Source organism: Komagataeibacter melomenusus, from assembly GCF_013155395.1.
Classification (GTDB): Bacteria; Pseudomonadota; Alphaproteobacteria; order Acetobacterales; family Acetobacteraceae; genus Komagataeibacter; species Komagataeibacter melomenusus.
This window is the reverse complement of the sequence record NZ_JABJWC010000040.1, coordinates 16,419-34,802: the sequence shown is the minus strand read 5'-3', so window position 1 is coordinate 34,802 and position 18,384 is coordinate 16,419. Positions and strand designations below refer to the sequence as shown.

General features: G+C 61.4%; 5 protein-coding genes and 3 pseudogenes. 3 read left to right on the top strand and 5 right to left on the bottom strand.

The window, feature by feature from the left end; translation table 11 throughout:
• Nucleotides 1–138: 138 nt before the first annotated feature.
• The 5 genes and pseudogenes from HNW77_RS13545 to HNW77_RS13525 form a co-directional block, all read right to left on the bottom strand.
• Nucleotides 139–369: pseudogene (locus tag HNW77_RS13545) on the bottom strand (transposase); the annotation flags it as partial.
• A gap of 96 nt (nucleotides 370–465) precedes the next feature.
• Nucleotides 466–2,571, bottom strand: coding sequence for an HlyD family efflux transporter periplasmic adaptor subunit (locus HNW77_RS13540; RefSeq protein ID WP_172158309.1), 2,106 nt, complete (start codon nucleotides 2,569–2,571; stop codon nucleotides 466–468).
• 19 nt (nucleotides 2,572–2,590) lie between these two features.
• Nucleotides 2,591–3,928 carry an efflux RND transporter periplasmic adaptor subunit gene (locus HNW77_RS13535; RefSeq protein ID WP_241694477.1) on the bottom strand — a complete coding sequence of 446 codons (1,338 nt, stop codon included), beginning with the start codon at nucleotides 3,926–3,928 and terminating at the stop codon, nucleotides 2,591–2,593.
• Nucleotides 3,929–3,948: 20 nt separating this feature from the next.
• Nucleotides 3,949–4,770, bottom strand: a complete 822-nt coding sequence (locus HNW77_RS13530; RefSeq protein WP_172158307.1) for an efflux RND transporter periplasmic adaptor subunit — start codon at nucleotides 4,768–4,770, stop codon at nucleotides 3,949–3,951.
• Between the two features lie 97 nt (nucleotides 4,771–4,867).
• On the bottom strand, nucleotides 4,868–6,439 hold the full coding sequence (locus tag HNW77_RS13525) for a TolC family protein (protein WP_241694476.1): 1,572 nt from the start codon (nucleotides 6,437–6,439) through the stop codon (nucleotides 4,868–4,870).
• A gap of 1,108 nt (nucleotides 6,440–7,547) precedes the next feature.
• Here HNW77_RS13525 and HNW77_RS13520 point away from each other — a divergent pair.
• From HNW77_RS13520 to HNW77_RS13510, 3 genes and pseudogenes are all read left to right on the top strand, one after another.
• Nucleotides 7,548–17,249, top strand: coding sequence for a hypothetical protein (locus HNW77_RS13520; protein WP_172158304.1), 9,702 nt, complete (start codon nucleotides 7,548–7,550; stop codon nucleotides 17,247–17,249).
• A 34-nt stretch (nucleotides 17,250–17,283) separates the two neighbouring features.
• Nucleotides 17,284–17,484 (top strand): annotated as a pseudogene (locus HNW77_RS13515) (IS5/IS1182 family transposase); the annotation flags it as partial.
• A gap of 63 nt (nucleotides 17,485–17,547) precedes the next feature.
• Nucleotides 17,548–18,302 (top strand): annotated as a pseudogene (locus tag HNW77_RS13510) (IS5 family transposase); the annotation flags it as partial.
• Nucleotides 18,303–18,384 lie beyond the last annotated feature (82 nt).

Here is an 18,384-nt window from a genome sequence, read left to right as displayed (position 1 = left end):
GATCCGTTTGCTTGCCAAGGCACAGCGGTTCCATTTTCGCCCATTGGGCATCCGTCAATATCAAGCGATCCATATGCAGTTTAAAGCACATCAGGGACCTTGTGAAAAATCAATTCCAAACAGACCCCAAAAGGCGACGTTTTTCCAGTCACCGAACCGGGCAGGAAGATCACGCCATGGAATGCCCGCGCGATAGCGATACAGTACCGCTTCTACGAATAGACGGTTGTCCGCAGCCGTGCCGCCGATATGACCTTCACGACCGGGAAGAAGGTCCTTTATTCTCTTCCACTGGTCGTCGCGCAAACCATAACGTCGCCTTCGTCTGTCTCCCTCAAAACCGGGAAAACAGACATCATAAAGCGCCAGAAAGTACAATCCTCATGTATCGCACTCAGGGCTTAACTGACGACACGCCGTAGGGTTAACCGGTCTCAATCCATAAATAGATCCTGCGTATTGCTGCTACAGCCCAGCTTCTCCCATAAAGACCGAGACGATTTTGCGATAGGTCCGCTGCACGAAGCTGGTGGCGGTGGCATGTATGCGGACCATTCCCCTTATGCGCTGCCAGACCGGTGGCAGCGGCCCATCGGGCAGGATAATAACCTGATAGACCGCCTCTTCCGGCACGATCCTGTGGCTGGTCTCGTCCCGGTGTGCCTTGATATGTCCGCCATAAAGGGAGGCCTGTTCCAAGGCATCGATTTCAGGGACCGATGCAACCGAAATCGACTGTACATGTCCCGTTATCCGCTTGGCACTAGGGTTGGTGGCCATAAAACTGGCCTTTGCTCCAGGCTTTATGAAGCTGATGTCCGTTTCATGCACATATGCTTCAATGGCGGCGTGGTCTTCTGTTATGATTGATCCGATATACTCATGCTGTTTCAGTGTATTACCGACATGGATTTCCGGTGGAACATCTACCAGCATGCCGGCAAAGGGAGCGGTGAGGGTCAACTGCCTTATCGCGGCTTCAGCCCGCAGGCGCTCGGCTGTTTCCTGCTCGATCCTGTCGCGCGTATCATCAAGCGAGGCTGTATCTTCCACGCCAAACATCCGTTCCGACAGCGTGGCTTCCAGCGTTGCCAGTCGTGCAATTGATACGGCACGGTCATGGTCAAGCTGGGGGGAGCGTAGTTCGGCCACGGTCTCGCCTGCCCGTACCAGGCTGCCTGTGGGCAGCAGGCGCACCACCTGGCCGGGGTCCTGCGTGTACAGCATGCTCTGCCCTTCCGCCCGCAATACGGCAGGCGCGCGAACAGTGTGGCTCCATGGCAGCACAAGAAGGGCAATCAATATGGCAAATGCCGTGCCCGTAACATGCACGCGGCGGCTGGCTGGCGCATGCAGGGCCTGGCGTGCCCACTGTGCCAGTTCTCCCATGATGGGGCGGGCAACAAAGAACCAGATTTCAATGCCCATCAGAACCACGCCCAGCGCGGGAAAAACCGCATGATAGACAACCAGTGCAATCCCGGTGAACAGGAAAAAACGATAAAGCCATGTTGCCATGCTGTAGCCCAACAGCATAAGCCCCCTATATGCGGGAAAGACCTCGGGCGGGGGCATATCCATGCCAAACAGGAACTTTCGGGTGCGCCAGCGTGTCCACGCAAAGGCGCGTTCCTGCAGGTTGGGAATGCCCATGAGGTCAGAGAGAATATAATACCCGTCAAACCGCATCAGTGGGCTGAGATTGACCGACAGGGTAAGGATCCATGTCGAACTGCTTAACGTAAACAGGCCATCACGGAGCGGGCCATCAGGTGTGACGCTCCAGATAATGGTGGCCAGCGTGGCCAGCGTGATTTCCGCCACCATCCCGGCGCAGTCGATGACCAGCCGGTCGCGCGCGCGGACCAGTCGCCACGCATCGGTTGTATCAGTCCATAAAACGGGGCACAGGACCAGAAAGGCGATCCCCATGGCAGGGACCCGGCAGCCAAAGTGCCGTGCCGCGATCCCATGGCCCAGTTCATGCACCATCTTGCTGCATGTTAGCGCCAGAGCAATGCCGATTGCCCCTTGCGGGGTGATGAGATGCAGGAATCCTGCAACATAAAGACTCCATTGCTGCACGACCAGAATGACCGCCAGCCCCACCGCCAGTGCCAGCCCGATGCAGAATGCGCGGGTAAAAAGCCAGTTTGTCAGCGGCACGCAGCGTTTGAGGACAGGATCGGGATTGCACAGCCGTACCCGCAGGAAAAGATAATGATGCAGTATCCATGACAGCAATGGCGGCTTGCGTGCCTGCCGGGCCAGTAGCGCGCTGTCCGTGCTGGTCTGTGCCGTGGTCAGCCCGGCCTGCCGCAGGAAGGCGGCAAAGGCCGTGACATCGGCAGGCTGTGCATCAAACGTGGTCTGCTCACGCACAACGCGGGCAATCGTGTCCGCGTCAGCCAGGTCCCAGCGTTGCAGGATTTCCATTTCCATGCTGCCAAGGCGCACGTAACGGTGGCGGGTGGGGTCATAAAGCGTCCATGTCGGTGCGCCGGTTACAACGGGCCCCCGTAACAGTTCCAGGTCATCACGCAGGGCAGGCCAGGGGGAGGGCGCGTTCATGCGCCGCCTTGCGGGCCGACTAGAAGGAAAGCCATTGCCGTACTACGCCCAGTGGTTTGCGCAGCGCCCACAGCACCAGCATGTGCCGTGGGCCGTAGATGCGCGCAGTGCCGCGCAGGCCAAGGCGGATGTCGCTGTCCAGGTCGGCACGCAGGGTATAGGCCAGCGTGCCCGCAGGCGTGGGCGTGCTTGCGTAGGAGGCAAAGACCAGATGCCCTTCCGCCGGATGATCGGGATGCACATTGTCAAAAAAACGCACGCGCGCATCAGGGGGGAAATGTGCGGTCTCGGTTGCGGGCAGGCGGATCTCGATCCGGCGCGACAGGGCAGGAGCCACCATGAGGATACGCTCGCCAGCTTCCACCGGGCGGCCTATCCATTCGGAAGGGTCGTTATAAAGCGCCAGCCCGTCTATCGGGGCGGTCAGGGTAGCGCGGTGCAGCAGTTCGCTCTGGTAGCGCATCTGGGCCGCTTCCTCATCAATGCGGCCCTTGAGTTCACCAGCCTGCGCACGGGCCTTGGCATCAAGCATGCCTGCCTGAATGGCTTCATCATACTGGGTGCGGGCCACTTCCAGCGCCTTGCGGGCAACCTGGTACTGGCTTTCAAGCTGCGCGCGCTCCAGTTCCACCACCGGCGTGCCCGCCTGCACGGCTGTATTGGGAGCAACATCAAGCTGGTGGACGATACCGGCAAAGGGCGCGCGGATGAAAGTGGGGGCAACCGGCACAACTTCAGCCGGGGCCAGAACCCATGAATGGACCGGGAAACACGCCACCAGCACCGCTGCCGCGATGACCGCGCCCACGCGCCTGCGCATCCGTGTATCGCGCGGTCTTGGCGGTTGAGAGGCGATAAGCTGCCGGCTTTCCGCATATTCGCCGCCAATCATGCACAGGGCCTGGATGTCGGGCTGTGTCCATGCATCCTCTCGTGCAACGAGCAGCGTGCCCACCCGGCCATGCCGTCCGAGCAGCGGAATGAGCACGGCATGGGGGGCCATCCACTGGGGCCATTCATCGCGCAGTGAGGCAGGCAGGCTTGCCGTGTCAAGCGCGCTGGCCTGCGCCTGTGGCGTGATGCTCTCGAACACCCGGCCCAGCCAGCGCACGTAGGGGGCGGCGGAATCGAACACCGCCGTGCCGGATATGGCGGCTATCCCTGCCTTATCCGTGCGGTAAAGGGCGGCCTGCTGGTAGGGAAGGAGATTATGGCTTTCGTTGACCAGCACGAAATCCAGTTCATCGGGCGGGCAGGTGCGCAGGCGTTCGCATAGATGTACAAGGGCTGACAGCCGCAGCAATGCGGCCTGCCGGCCCTGCTGCAGGCGCACGGGATCAGGCGGGGGGGAAGTCATGATCCGTCAGCCATCCGCTCTCATTGACCGAACTGGGCTTCTCCTGTCATGCCCGGTAGCAGGTCGGGGGCAGGCTGGGTCAGTTTGCCATAGACCTTGATGGTCTTGCTCACGGGGTCAACCTTGCCCGAGATGCGGCTGACGGTTGCGGGGTAAGTGGCATCCGTCTCCAGTATATGAACCTTGAACGGTGTGCCGGGCTGCAGATGGCGCAGTTCCATGGATGAGACGATCATGGACAGTTCAAGCGAAGTATCATCCAGTATTTCCAGCATGGGGGTCCCGGCTGAAAGATACTGGTAATTATGCACCATGGTATTGGAGACACGCCCGTCAAACGGGGCCTCGATCTCGCACTGGGCCACAACGGCGGTGGCCATTTCCAGGTCCGCATTGGCCGCGCGTTCATCGGCTGCGGCCGAGCGCAGGTCCGATACACTCCATTGACCCAGCGCCTTCATCTTGTTCTGCACATCCAGCAGGCCACGACGCTTGATGTATTCGGCATGGGCGTGGGCAAGGGTTGCCTTCTGCTGGCCGCACCGGAACGCGGCCAGGATGTCGCCCTTGTGAAAATGGTCACCGTCGCGCAGGGGAAATTTTTCAAGCTGGCCCGACATGCTGGCGCTGATCTGCGCACTCATGGGCGCGGTGACCTGCACGCTGGGGGCATGGACCGCCGTGCTGTCCGGCTCCGGCGTGGGGGGAACATCAGGCTGCGGGACAGATGCCGTGGCGGTCGGTGTCATGTCAGCGGGTGCGACCGGTCGTGCTGTCTGGGCCAGGACCATACCGGGCGCAAGGGCAAGCGCCAGCGTGGAGACAAACGAATACATGCGCATATATACAACCGGCCTTCCGGAATAAAGGCGCCACGACCACCCGGGTCGATGAGGCTTTACAACATTACTTATTAATAACAATTCTCAGAATGGCAGGTCAGCCCGGTGTGGCGGCCGGCTGTGCCGTAGCCGTCTGCGCGACAGGCGTGGCGGTCGGCGCAGCCTGCGGCACTGATACTGGCACAGCGACAGGTGCCGTGCTGTTGCCTGCATCCGGTTTCTTGACATTATCGGGCAGCGTCAGGTCAGGCAGGCGGCCGTTTTCCCACAGGGCAATGGAATGCTCGACCTGCGCTGTCAGGTGCTTGAGGTCCTGAATATCGGCATTGGCGGGCACAAGGTCCACGCCGATGGAGGCATACAGGTTGGCCAGCGCCTGATGCGTATGGGCAAGGCTGCGGCTGTATTCAAGCTGGCCCAGCAGGGCCGCCATCTGGTGGCGCACGCGATTGGCCTCGGACTGTGCGCCTGCTGCGGAAGCGGAGACGGCAAGCTGCTCCATCTGCAGGCTCACATCGTTGATCTGCCGCGAGGATTTGAGAAAATCCACTGCCGTAACGTATTTCTGCGCGCTCAGGTTGATCTGGGCCAGAATGGCGACACTCAGCGCAAGGCGGCGCATTTCCGAGAGCTTGACATTGCCCTTGGCCACGGCGATCGCGCGCGGCCCCTGGATCATGTTGATCAGGTTGACGGTCGCCCGCACCCCGATCTGCCCCCAGATATGGTGGTAGAGCAGGGCATTCGAATCAAAGTTGCCGTTGCCGATGGCGCCGATACCGGGCATCATCTTCAGGATTTCCTTATAGACATCCTGCCGGTCAACTTTCTGCTGGTACACTTCCATGCGCAGTTCGGGGCGCATGACCAGCCCCATGCGCTCGAGTGTGGGGATGTCGAGGTTGCCCAGCGGCTGCACATCCTGCGGGTGGGTGGCCAGGTTGAGCTTTTCATCCTGCGGCACGTTGATGAGCGAGGCGAGCTGGATCTGCGCGCCGACCAGTTCATCCTTGATGCGCCGCATCTCACCCAGGATCTGGATGATGTTCTGCTGGTAATCAAGCAGCGTAAGGGGGGACTGGAGGTGGGCGTTACCCGCATCCTGCGATGCGGCCAGCATGGTTTCCGCATCGTGGATGATGGGGTCAAGGCGGGGCAGCATGACCTGGGCTGCGGCGGCTTCCCAGTAATTGGTGGTTACGGCCTTGACCAGGTCGTTGATGGCACGCCTGCGGCGCTCGACGGCAATCAGCGCGCGGAAGGCCTGCTGGCGGGCGGAGAAATAGCTGATCCCCGCATCCATCGCGTTCCATGAAAAGCTGATATCCCCGCTGCCATGGCTGGGCATTTCGGAATACGAATAGTCCAGCGAGCGCTGGTTGCTGAATTCATCAATACTTTCAGCAGCATTGTTGTTGCTTCTGTCGGTATAGCCTGCATCGGCCGCAAGGTGCGGCAGCATCTGCATCAGGGCCAGATCAAGCTGCTTTTCCTGCTGGTTGATCTCAAGCTTGGCAACCTGTGAATCATAGTTGAACTTGAGCGCACGCGCGATGGCGGTGCCCAGTGTCAGGTCACCGTCCAGCGGCAGATAACGTGCCTCGATCGTGGCATGATCCGCATCCGCACGCTTTATATGGTCAGCCAGCGGCATGGGCTTGGGCCGCATGCCACACCCGGCAAGAAGTGCAATTGTGGAAAGCGCAGCACAGGATGCGGCCAGACGTAATCTGCCACGGGTAAGCTGATGCGTCACAGGAGTTACCATAAATTTCCGCTTTATTTCCAGGCCAGCAGGAAAAACAACCCAAGCGATGGAAGCAGGTCCGTCACTGACTGGATATCTATAGATATAGACCCGGGATTGCCCGCCTGAATTACGATATAGAACGCGACAAACAATGTTCACATGGTAATTATGGTGCCGTCAGATGCATGTCAACTTCATTTGTTGTAACTAGCGAAAAAAAAATGTAGATGAAATTCGGGAATGAAGAGCGCGCCCCGGGCGCGGTGGGATGTGGTAATGATTCAGGTCATGGAGGCCTTACGGAATCCATATAATCTGACATTCCTACATAAAATGTTAATAAAGATGGATTTTTCATGCGTCTGATTCTTGAGCAGAGATACCTCTTTGATGGCAGCGTGGCGCATGTCTCCCATCACCATGGGGTAGACCGGCATCACCACGAGAATCAGGGGGAAAATGCCCATGATGCGCCTGTTGTGGATGAAGCCGTCGGTTCCCTGCCCGATATGCCTGCAACCACTGGTACAGGCCGGTCGTTTCATGACCGTGATGGTGGAAAAAAAGACCGTTTTACCGATATCGTCTTTGTAGATTCCCGCGTCAGCGACTGGCGCGAACTCACCGCCTCGCTGGGCGATAACGTGGGCGTGGTGGTGGTGGATAATACGCGTGATGGCATGTCCGTCGTCTCGCGCGTGCTGTCGCACCAGCAGAACCTCAACAGTGTCAGCTTCCTGACCTACGGGCAGGCGGGCCAGATCGAGCTTGGCAGCAGCACCATCAATGCCGCCACCCTCATGGCGGACAGCACGCAGGTGGCGCAGTGGGGCGATGCGCTGGGGGCGAAGGGCCAGATCCTGTTCTGGGGCTGCGACGTAGGGCAGGGGGCGGCCGGTCAGGCGCTGGTCGATGACCTGCATACCCTGACCGGCGCGGGTGTTGCCGCCTCGACCGATGCCACGGGCCTTGGCGTGCTGGGGGGGACTGGACCCTGGAGCGCACGGCCGGGCTGGACGGCAATGCGGTGGACGCGCCGTTCTCTGCCGCAGCCGAGGCCGGTTATGACAGCGTGCTCGACAGCCCGACGGCCGTCGTCACCATTGCCAGCCCTACCGATACCAGCAACCTGCTGGGCAATGCCTTTTCCCAGACCATCACCTTTTCCAACGGCGCGCAGACTGCCGTGGGGTACGCGCCCTTTGTCGAGATATTCGCGCCGACCAACGCCACGCAGGATACCCCGCTGACCTCTGTAACCTATCTGGGCCAGAGCCTGTCCGCCAAGGCTGTCACGCTGGTGGCTGTCGATGGCAAGATCGGGGCCTACAATCCATACAGCAGCGGCACGGATGGCAAGCCGCAGTTTGTCACGGCGCCTGCGGGCTTCAAGGCGGGCGATACCATGTACGTGGTTTCCCTGCCGTTTGGCAGTTACACGCCCAAGCAGCCGACCATCACGCTTACGGCGAATTTTGCCAACACCACGACCGAGTCCGTTGATGCGCCCACAGGTGCTGGCACCCCCGTTACCATCGCCGCTGCCGGTGGTTACCAGTATGGCGCCGATGCGCTCAATGACCCCGGCACCGACCCGACCATTCAGGGCGCGGTCGTGACCCATAGCGTTGACCAGAATATCGTGCAGGTGAGCGCCGGTATCATTACCTCGCCGCGTGGCGAGGATGAAGTGCCTACCGGCCCGGATTATCCCGCCACATACGAGGTGACCGTCACCCCTGCCGAAGCAACGCAGGGCAACGCCATCAAGGACATGACGCTCAATGTCACCCTGCCTGACAGCGTCAATTACAACAACAGCCCCATTACCCTGACCGGCGCCGATGGCTCGACCATCAGCGGCACGGCCACCTATGTGCCGCCTGCTGACGGCTCAAAGGAAGGCGGGTCGGTCAAGATTACGCTCGATAGCGTGGCCTACAGCGCAAATGCGCCCTACAAGATTGATATTCCGGTCTATGTGGGCCAGACGGATGCAGCCGGGAATTCAATCCTCAATGCTTCTGGTGGCACGACGTCACCCACCACCATTTCGGGTGCGACCATATCCTATACCGGCAGCTGGACCCCGCCCGTGACGGAGGGCCAGACAGCCACGCCCGTTGCGCTGGACCAGACGGTGAACACATCGCCCACCACGTTCAACGCCAAGGCCTTCGCGGTGCAGGAGACGGATACGATCACAAATGCGGATGGCAGCGCCACCGGCCTGGCCGCCGGGCAGGTCATGCCCGGCGATACCATCACGCATGACATCCATATCGAGAATTCGGACTATTATTCCAGCACCGGCATGGTGGTCACCACCACGCTGAGTGATGGCCAGAGCCTGCAGCCGGGCATCAGCCCCACCTTTACCTATACCGATGCCACCGGTACGTCCCATACCGTGCAGCTGGGCAGCAGCTACTGGTCGGCCACGCCGGGCGAGAACGGGCAGACCGTGGTGAAAATGAACATCGCCCAGTATCTGGCCGATAACAGCCTGCCAGCCATGGGGGCGGGCAAGCAGGGCACGATCAGCTATGCCAGCACGGTAAACGATAACTATACGGCCACAAATACCCCGGTGACCGAAGGCGATACGATCAGCAGCAGCGTGAGTGTCAGCGCGCAGGCAACAGGCCTCGATGGCACGACCTCGCAGGTGCAGGACGATTCAGGCAGCACGCTTTCCGTGCCCCAGGGCACGACGGGGCTGAAGATCGTGGCCATCAATGGCAATGCCGTTACGGGCACGGATGCGCCCACCATCCAGGCGGGTGACACGGTGACCTACGAGGCAACCTATACCCTCCAGACCGGCACCTATACCGACCTGAACCTCTCATCCTACCTGCCCCTGCCGCTCTATGACACGAGCAACCCCACGGGCAACGGTGATTCCGCTTTCACGGCTGCCACCAGCACGGACCCGACCCAGCAGGCGGCTGGCACCTACAGCGTGGTGAGCGTGCCAAGCGGCGTGGATACGAAGCAGATCACGGTCTCGACGCAGGCCGCGACCAACAGCATCAGCTTCGATATGGGCAACAGCGACACGCTTGCCACCAGTGATGCGGGCAAGCAGGTGGCCGTGCTGTTTACCCTCAAGGCTACATCAAGCCCCTTTGCCGATGGCCTGAGCCTGACCAGCCAAGAGCAGTCCACCCTGACCAATGGGCAGAATGTCCAGACGGCCCAGTCTACCCTGCAGTCGGTTACGGTTGCCGAGCCTGCGGCCGAGATCAAGACGGGTGTGGTGTCGGTCATGAATGGCACCAGCGCGGAAAAGGTCACCTATACGCCCCAGGCGACAGATGAGGGGACGGATACCGATCCCACCACCACCTTCAACGCGGCAGGATCGGATGGGGGCGCCTATACATCGGTTCCCGCAGGTGGCGTGAGCGGCCTTGGCGCGGTCAATGACCTCAATGCTACGGGTGCCGAGGGCGGTGATACCGTGCGTATTGCCTCCACGGTGGAAAATACCGGCTCGGCGGGCATGTACGACCTCACTGTATCGGGCACCCTGCCTGCCGGGTTCTCCACGGCGGATGTGACGAATTTCCAGATCACGCGCCCTGATGGCACGGTGGTCTATTCCTCGGCGGCGGATGCCACGACTGCCGCCAACAGCTATTTCACCACCGGCGGTCTGACCATACCGGCCACATCGGCAACCGCCGCGGTCCTGGCCAAGGGGCAGGACCTGACCATTACCTATGACCTGGCCCTGCCTACCGGCCAGAACCTGGGCGATACGCTGGTGGCCAGCGCAAACGTGGTGAACTTTGGCAACAGCCCCGGCGCGGTTGCGCAGGGCGACGGGTTCGTGACCAATGGCGTGCCGCTTGGCGGGCAGGCATCTGACCTGACCGACCCGGCCAGCGTCACCCTGCAGGCACCCACCATCAGCAAGACCATCGGCCCGTCCAACCTGCCTGCAAATGATGGCGTGGATACAGCCACTTCCAGCGGCACAATCGTCAGTGGCGAGACGCGGACCACCACCATTACCGTAACCGTGCCCGAGGGCACGCTCAGCAATGGCGCGGGCGATGTGACCGTGGTGGAAACCCTGCCCGCTGGCGTGGACTATGCCGGAGGCTTTACCGCTACCCTGACCGGCGCGACCGCATCAGGCGCCGATGCCAGTGGCAACCTGCCTGCGCCAACGGTGGTCAAGAACGCTGATAACACCACCACCCTTACCTTTGACCTTGGCAAGACGGTTACCAATTCCAGTTCCACGCCTGGCACCATCACGCTGGCCTATAACGGTTATTATGGCGAGAACAATGCGCCAGCCGATGCCGCCACGATCACGTCATCGGCGGTGCTGAACTACAGCGTGCATGATGACACGAGCACCGTGGCCGAGCAGGCCGGCCCCGCCGATGTGACCGTAACCGAGCGCAAGCCCTCCCTCACCGAAACCATTACCGATGACACCAACGGCCAGCCGCTGTACAGCGGCCAGCAGGTTACCTATACCCTGACGCTGGGCAACAACGGTGATGTCACGGCCTATGACGTCGACCGCGCCATTACGCTGCCCTCGGACCTGAAGGACGTCACCATCACGGGCGGAGGGCAGACCATCACTGTCGCTGCCGGGCAGACATCTGTCGCCCTGTCCCAGCTTGCCTCTCTCGCCCCCACCGATGCCCCGGTTACCTACACCATTACCGGCACGGTCGCCTCCGACCTGCCAGCAGGCACGAAGCTTGCGGTAACGGACAACTACACCTGGCATTCGGCGCCCAAGAGCTACGAATTCATGCCGCCATCGGGCAGTTCGTCCGGATCGGGAGATGCACCGGAAACACCGCAGGACGTGCCTGAAGCGTTCAAGGGCACGGTCAGTGACGCGCCAGCGGTTGGCAACTTCACCTCCGTGCTCGACATCGTTGGTGAAAGCAATGCCACCACCAGCGGCATTTCCCCCGCTAAGCCGGTTACGGCGGCCAATACCGTGCCTGGCGACCAGGTGACCCTGCAGGGTGAAGTCTCGATCCCCGAAGGACAGAACCAGGATGTGACGCTGACCCTCAAGGTGCCGGACAACGTGCAGCTTGACCCCACATCGCTGCGCCTGCTGCTGGCCAGCCCGAGCGGGGAAGTTACATCGTCCGGCTTTGGTACTGCCTCGCAGATTGCGGAAGGGACGACATCGGCCGTGCAGGTGGACGGCAAGACCTTCACGCTTTCGAGTGCGGCGGAGGCCATGCTCAATAGCAGTGGCGCGGCCATAACCGGCGTGACAACGGATGCCTCCGGCCAGACCGTGCTCACCATCAATCTCGGCACGGTCACCAACAACGACACGTCATCCGTTCCCAACTATGCCATCATCCAGGTGGCGGGCACGGTGCTCAATACCACGGCCAACAAGGACGGCACCGCGCTGAGCGAGAGCCTGACGGCCAGTACGTCACCAACGCCCACATCAACCCAGTCTACCCCCGCATCCACCGTGACCGAAACGGTCAAGGAACCCACCGTCACGCTGGGCAAGGCGGTTACCGCGATCGACTACACTGATGGTACCGTCACCTTTACCGATACCCTGACCAATACCGGCGATGCCACGGCCTATGATGTCGCCCTTAATGACCCGCTGGTGGCGGAGCAGGAAACCGTTGAAGGCGCTGTCGTGGCTACGGGTGCGGGCACGGTGGATACCACGATCAATGCCAGCGGCAGCGTGGCGGCCTCCGATGCGAAAGGCGTGACCACCAACGGCCTGACACTGGCCGCCGGTGCGAGCGAGACCGTGACCTATACGGTCAAGCTGACAGACCTGACGCAGGGGCTGGAGAAGACCACGACCAATGTAACGTGGGAATCGCTGTCCGGCGTCCAGCCTGCCTTGGCTGGCGGCGCTTCGGGCGCAACGGACCAGAGCCGCGATGGCTCGGCCGGGCAGGATGGTACGGCAGGCACCAATCCAGCCGATACCTATGAGCGCTCGGTCACGATGGGTCTTGGCACGCTGTCGGGCCAGGTCTGGCAGGCGCTGGGCAATACGCCGGGCACCTATGACAGTGCCATCGATACCGCCTTGGACGGCGTAGGCGTTACGGTGACCGCGCGCGGGCAGGACGGTACCTATGCCACCGGTCTTATCCAGACCGGTATCAAGACCGATGCCAGTGGCGACTACGCGGCGCTGGTGCCGGTTTATGGCTCGCCCGCATCCTCCATTGCGGAAATTACCGTGCCGACCACGGGGGGCACGGATGGCGTGCCTGCCAGCGAGACGGAGGTCTACAACCATGATGGCGCGGTAACATCTGCCACAACCGCTGTCAGCCCCGATACGGATTCAGCCAGTGGCATGAGCGCAACCCATGCCGACCTGGCCTATGAACTGCCCGATACCGCGCCCACCATAACAGGCTGGCAGGACACCACGCCCCACGTCCCGACCGCTGGCACCACCACGGCAATTGGCGATGGCGGGGTAACGGTGGATGACCACGAACTCGATACGCTGACCACGAAGGAAAGCGGCACCTACAGCTATGCTGGCACGATGCTGACGGTACAGCGCTATGTTGATGGCAAGGCCGCCCCTTCGGCCACGGACAGCTTTGGCGCGACGGGCACCAACGTGAGCATGGCGGAAGGACAGGTGAGCGTGAACGGTACCGCAATCGGCACCTATACCGACACGGGTGGCGTGCTGCAGTTCACGTTCAATGCATCCGCCACCAAGACCAGCATCGCAACACTGGCGCAGGACCTGACCTATACCTACACGCCTGCGGCAACCGATCCGGCAACGCAGCTTGATGTCACGCTGGGGGCCACGTTCTCAGATGGCAATACCGCCCTTACGGGCCCGCAACCCGCCACGGGTCAGCAGGCCACCACGGGCGCACAGGGTACGGGGGGCGTGCAGACCAGCGCGCCCATGTTCACGCGTGTGAGTGTTGGCGGCAGCCGCTTTGCCACCACCTTTACCGAACCCAATGATGCATCGCCCGCAACGGCGGCGACCAATCTGGGGGCCTATGTCCAGGTAGAGGATGCATCGGGCACGGGTGCGGGGTCGATCCAGAAAGTGACGGTGCAGGTCGGTTCCGCCACGGCGGAGGACGTGCTGGCCGCCACCACGGCGGGCGGCATTACCGCGAGCTTCGACAGCGCAACCGGCACCCTGACCCTGACCACGGGCACTGCCACCACGCTCAAGAACTGGCAGGCCACGCTGGCTACCCTGACATATTACGACAGCTCCGATACGCCCATCGAGGGCACGCGCAATGTGAGCATATCGGTTTATGAAAACGGGGCGGCCACGCCCATCGTCACCAACGGCACGATTGCGGTCACTGCCGCCAATGATTCCCCGGTGCTCGATCCCTCGGTCCCGGTTTCCCTCAACGATGCGCAGGAGGACTCTGCCCCGCCGCAGGGTGCGGTGGGTACGGCGGTCTCGCAGCTTGTGGGTTATGCAGGGGCAAGTGGTGGCGCAGGCAACGTGACCGATCCTGATGGCGCGGGCCTGACCGGCCAGAGTGCCGCAGGCACCACGGCGCTGCCCGGCATTGCCATTACCAGTGCCGATACCACTCATGGCACATGGTGGTACAGCACCGATAACGGCAAGACATGGACCGAATTCGCCGGTAGCGGCGCAAGCGATGCAGTTGGCAGTGGCAATGCCCTGCACCTGATCGATAATGGCCAGGCGCGGGTCTATTTCCAGTCCACCGACCCGAACTGGAACGGCAAGGTCAATGATGCCCTGACCTTCCGCGCATGGGACCAGTTTGACGGCGCGGCCAATGGCAGCATCTCCGCGCTGCCCGCTACAGCGACGCTGGGCACGGGCACCAACACGCCGGGTTCGGCCTATTCATCGGCCACGGATAGCGTGGCGCTGATGGATGACAACGTGAACGACGCCCCGAACGTGGTGGCCGATAATACCACCCCCGGTGCAACCCCGGTCACTGGGGACCAGCCCGCCTCGTGGAAGGTGACGGAAGACACGCCGCAGGCCACGAGCGTGCAGGGTCTGTTTGGTAGCTACTTCTCCGATCAGACCGACCAGCAGCAGAGTGCGACCAACCCCGATGGCTCCACCGCCAACACCATGGCGGGCGTGGCCGTGGTGGGTTACACGCCCTCGGCTGCGGGCACATGGTCGTATTCCACCGATGGCGGCAAGACATGGACGCAGCTTTCGGCTGCCGTCTCCACCACGAATGCGCTCGTGCTGTCGAAGGATGCGCAGCTTCAGTTTACGCCTGCGCCCAACTATAACGGCCAGCCTGTCAGTGGCGATGACCTCAAGGTCGTGCTGATCGACAATTCGGGCGCCTCATCAGGCAGCCCGGCCCTTGTGGGGGCGAACGGGCAGGCCCTGACCACGGCGGATGGCACGCCGCTGACCGGTGCAGCACTGGATTCCGGCACGATGGCGGTAGCAGGCGCCGATGTCTCGACCCGTGGCGGGCAGACCGCACTCAGTGCAGGCACGGTTGACCTGTCCACCGCGGTGACGCCGGTCAATGACCCGCCGACGATGGCGGCTGGCCCTTCGGGCGGCGCCTATACGCTGCCTGATGTGATCTCCAACAGTGCTGACAGCGCCAATACGGGCGCCACGGTTGCGGGTCTGTACTCCAATGCCGTGCAGGACGGGACCGATGCCCAGCAGGGCGCGGCCGACCCCACCGGTTCCACCGCCGACCATCTGGCTGGCGTGGCCATTACCGGCAATACGGCCAATCCCGCAACAGAGGGCACATGGCAGTATTCCACCGATGGCGGCAAGACATGGACGGACGTGCCCGCCAATGTTTCAGGCAGCAATGCCGTGGTGCTGGGCGACCAGGCCAAGGTGCGCTTTGACCCCGTGCCCAACTTTACCGGCACGCCGGGCGGGCTGATCACGCAGGTTGTCGAGACCTCGGCTGACGTGCCCCTGACCGGCACCAGCGATGGCGTTGCCACCAGCGTGACCGGGCAGGCGCTCGATGGCACCGCCACGGCCCTGACGGGCGTGAACATAACCCAGATGCAGCAAGATCACCCCAACGGGTCGGTCAGCACCAACAGCCAGCCGCTTGATGTCACTGTTAATCCGGATGTCCATACGGCGGTAAACATTACGCCTGGCAAGGAAGACCAGCCGGGCACGAAGGAAACGGTCTCGCAACTGTTCACCACCACCGACCCGAATGGCGTGGGCGGCGTTGCCATTACCGGCAATGCCACGCCCGCCAGCGAAGGGACATGGATGTATTCCGTGCCCGGTGGCACGGCGCAGGCGCTGCCGACTGATCTGTCCGCCACCAGTGCGGTCGTGCTGCCCAAGGATGCGCAGATCTGGTTCCAGCCCGCGCCCAACTTCAATGGTGATCCGTCCAACATCTCGTTTACGGCAACGGTGGTCGATAATACGGCTGCCACCGCTTTCACGGGGGCGGATGGCAAGGCCGTGGCGGGTAATGCCATAACCGGCGTTGCAACAGGGGTTGATGTGAGCAATACCGGCGGCGGCACCGCACTTGACGTGGTGCCAGTGCAGGTGAGCACCAGTGTTGAACAGGTCAATGACGCACCGGTAGCCAGTGGCAGCGCCACGCTGCCCTCGGCCGATACCAGCAACCAGCAGGTCAGGGGCGATAGCGTGTCGAGCCTGTTCGGGCCGACTTTCTCTGATCAGGCCGATCAGCAGCGCAGTGCTTCCAATCCTGATGGCTCGGTGGCCGACCATCTGCAGGGCGTTGCCATTGTGGGCAATACGGCCAACCCGGCAACGCAGGGCACATGGCAGTATTCAACCGATGGGGGCAGGACGTGGCAGAATGTCAGCACTTCGGTTTCCGCCACGGCCGCCCTTGTGCTGCCTGCCAACGCGGAACTGCATTTTGCGCCGGTCATAGGCTTTACCGGCACGCCGGGCGGCCTGTCTGCGGCACTGGTCGAGACCAACAGCACGCTGGCCACGGGCACGGCGGCACAGGTGGCCGATGTTTCGGCGCTGATGGCTGATGAGACCAGTCATGTCTCGCAGACCACCGTGGCGCTGAACACGAACGTGACACCGCAGGAGGGCAATCCTGCCCTTTCGGGTTCGACCCTCAATAATGACCTCAGTTCTTCCGATCTGCTCAAGACATCGGTGGAGGACGGGTTCGAGAACGAGTTCCAGCGTGGCTTTGGCGTTGCGCACCAGACATGGATACGCGGCACGTCACTCTACCGGTTTGTGACCACCAACCAGAAATACGATATCGATGTGCCGGCTGGTGCCTTCATCAGCTCGGATGGAACGGATCTCAACCTGACCATTACGGCACGCCAGGCAGGTGGGGCGCCACTGCCGGACTGGGTCTCGTTCGATGCGGATCGCCGCTGCTTTTCCATGGTTGCACCGGATGAGGCCACCGGGTCCATCGACCTGGCCCTGATCGGCCGCGATGAATATGGCCATGAGGCGGAAGTGGATGTGCATGTGGTGATCGGGCATGAACATCCTGCATGGGAAATGGGCAATGATCCGTCCATTCCGCAGGCGGTGGAGCGCGCGATGCAGGTCGTGGAGCAGGACATGAACTGGCTTGCCTTCAACCCCGATTTCCATCGCGGCAGCCATCACGCCAACGAGCCAACTCCCGGCAAAAAGGGGCTGCGTGCGCAGATGCGCCAGATCGGCCAGAGAGCCGCATATGCGCGCAGTCGCGATCTGGTCAATCACTGATTGCCAGGTCGCGCATGGTTGGCAAACAGGGCGCAAGACGGTGATGATCGATGCGACCTATCTGAAGGTGCACCGCACGGCTTCCAGCCTGCGGGTAAAAAGGGGGAGGTGGGTCGCTTGATCGGCCGTCCTTTGAGCTTCTTCATGATCGCAGGCCAGGTCAGTGATCATATCGGTGCTGCCGCTCTGCTCGATGCAGTGCCGAAGGGCCCAATGGCTACTCGCCGACCGGGGTTAGGCTCAGGACCCATTGATATGAGTGGCCGGATGTGATTCAGGCTCCTTGAGGAGACTGAAGATGAGTGACCTGTATTGGCTGACGGACGAGCAGATGGAGCGTCTGCGGCCTTTTTTTCCGAAGAGCCATGGCAAACCTCGCGTTGATGACCGTCGTGTGTTGAGTGGGATCATTTTCGTGAACAGAAATGGTCTGCGTTGGCGTGATGCACCCCGGGAATACGGTCCACACAAGACGCTCTACAATCGCTGGAAGCGCTGGAGTGCTATGGGGATATTCATCCGCATGATGGAGGGACTGACTACCGGCAAGGCAGAGCCTCAGACGATCATGATTGATGCGACCTATCTCAAGGCACATCGCACAGCTTCGAGCCTGCGGTTAAAAAAGGGGCTCCAGGCCGTCTGATTGGGCGCACCAAAGGCGGGATGAATACGAAGCTGCATGCCGTCACCGACCGGAACGGACGTCCGCTCGACTTCTTCATGACAGCAGGCCAGATCAGTGATTGCACCGGTGCGGCTGCCCTTCTGGACGGTCTTCCATCAGCCGAATGGATGCTGGCAGATCGGGGCTATGATGCTGACTGGTTCAGGGATGCCTTGGAGGAGAAAGGGATCAAACCCTGCATTCCGGGACGGAAATCCCGAGGGAAACCCATAAAATACGACAGGCGGAAATACAAAAGACGCAGCCGTATCGAGATCATGTTCGGGAGGCTCAAGGACTGGAGACGGGTTGCGACACGCTATGACAGATGCCCCACCGTATTCTTCTCGGCGATCTGCCTCGCTGCAACCGTCATGTTCTGGCTATGCGTCCTGAGCCTAATAAATATATATGGCAGGAAATACCATGCCCATACCGTATTCTACTCAAATCCACGTATCTTAACCG

Excerpts from the sequence above, each read along its gene's own strand:
- HNW77_RS13540 (WP_172158309.1), bottom strand. The coding sequence starts at position 2,571 with ATGAACGCGCCCTCCCCCTGGCCTGCCCTGCGTGATGACCTGGAACTG.
- HNW77_RS13535 (WP_241694477.1), bottom strand. The coding sequence starts at position 3,928 with ATGACTTCCCCCCCGCCTGATCCCGTGCGCCTGCAGCAGGGCCGGCAG.
- HNW77_RS13530 (WP_172158307.1), bottom strand. The coding sequence starts at position 4,770 with ATGCGCATGTATTCGTTTGTCTCCACGCTGGCGCTTGCCCTTGCGCCC.
- HNW77_RS13525 (WP_241694476.1), bottom strand. The coding sequence starts at position 6,439 with ATGCGGCCCAAGCCCATGCCGCTGGCTGACCATATAAAGCGTGCGGAT.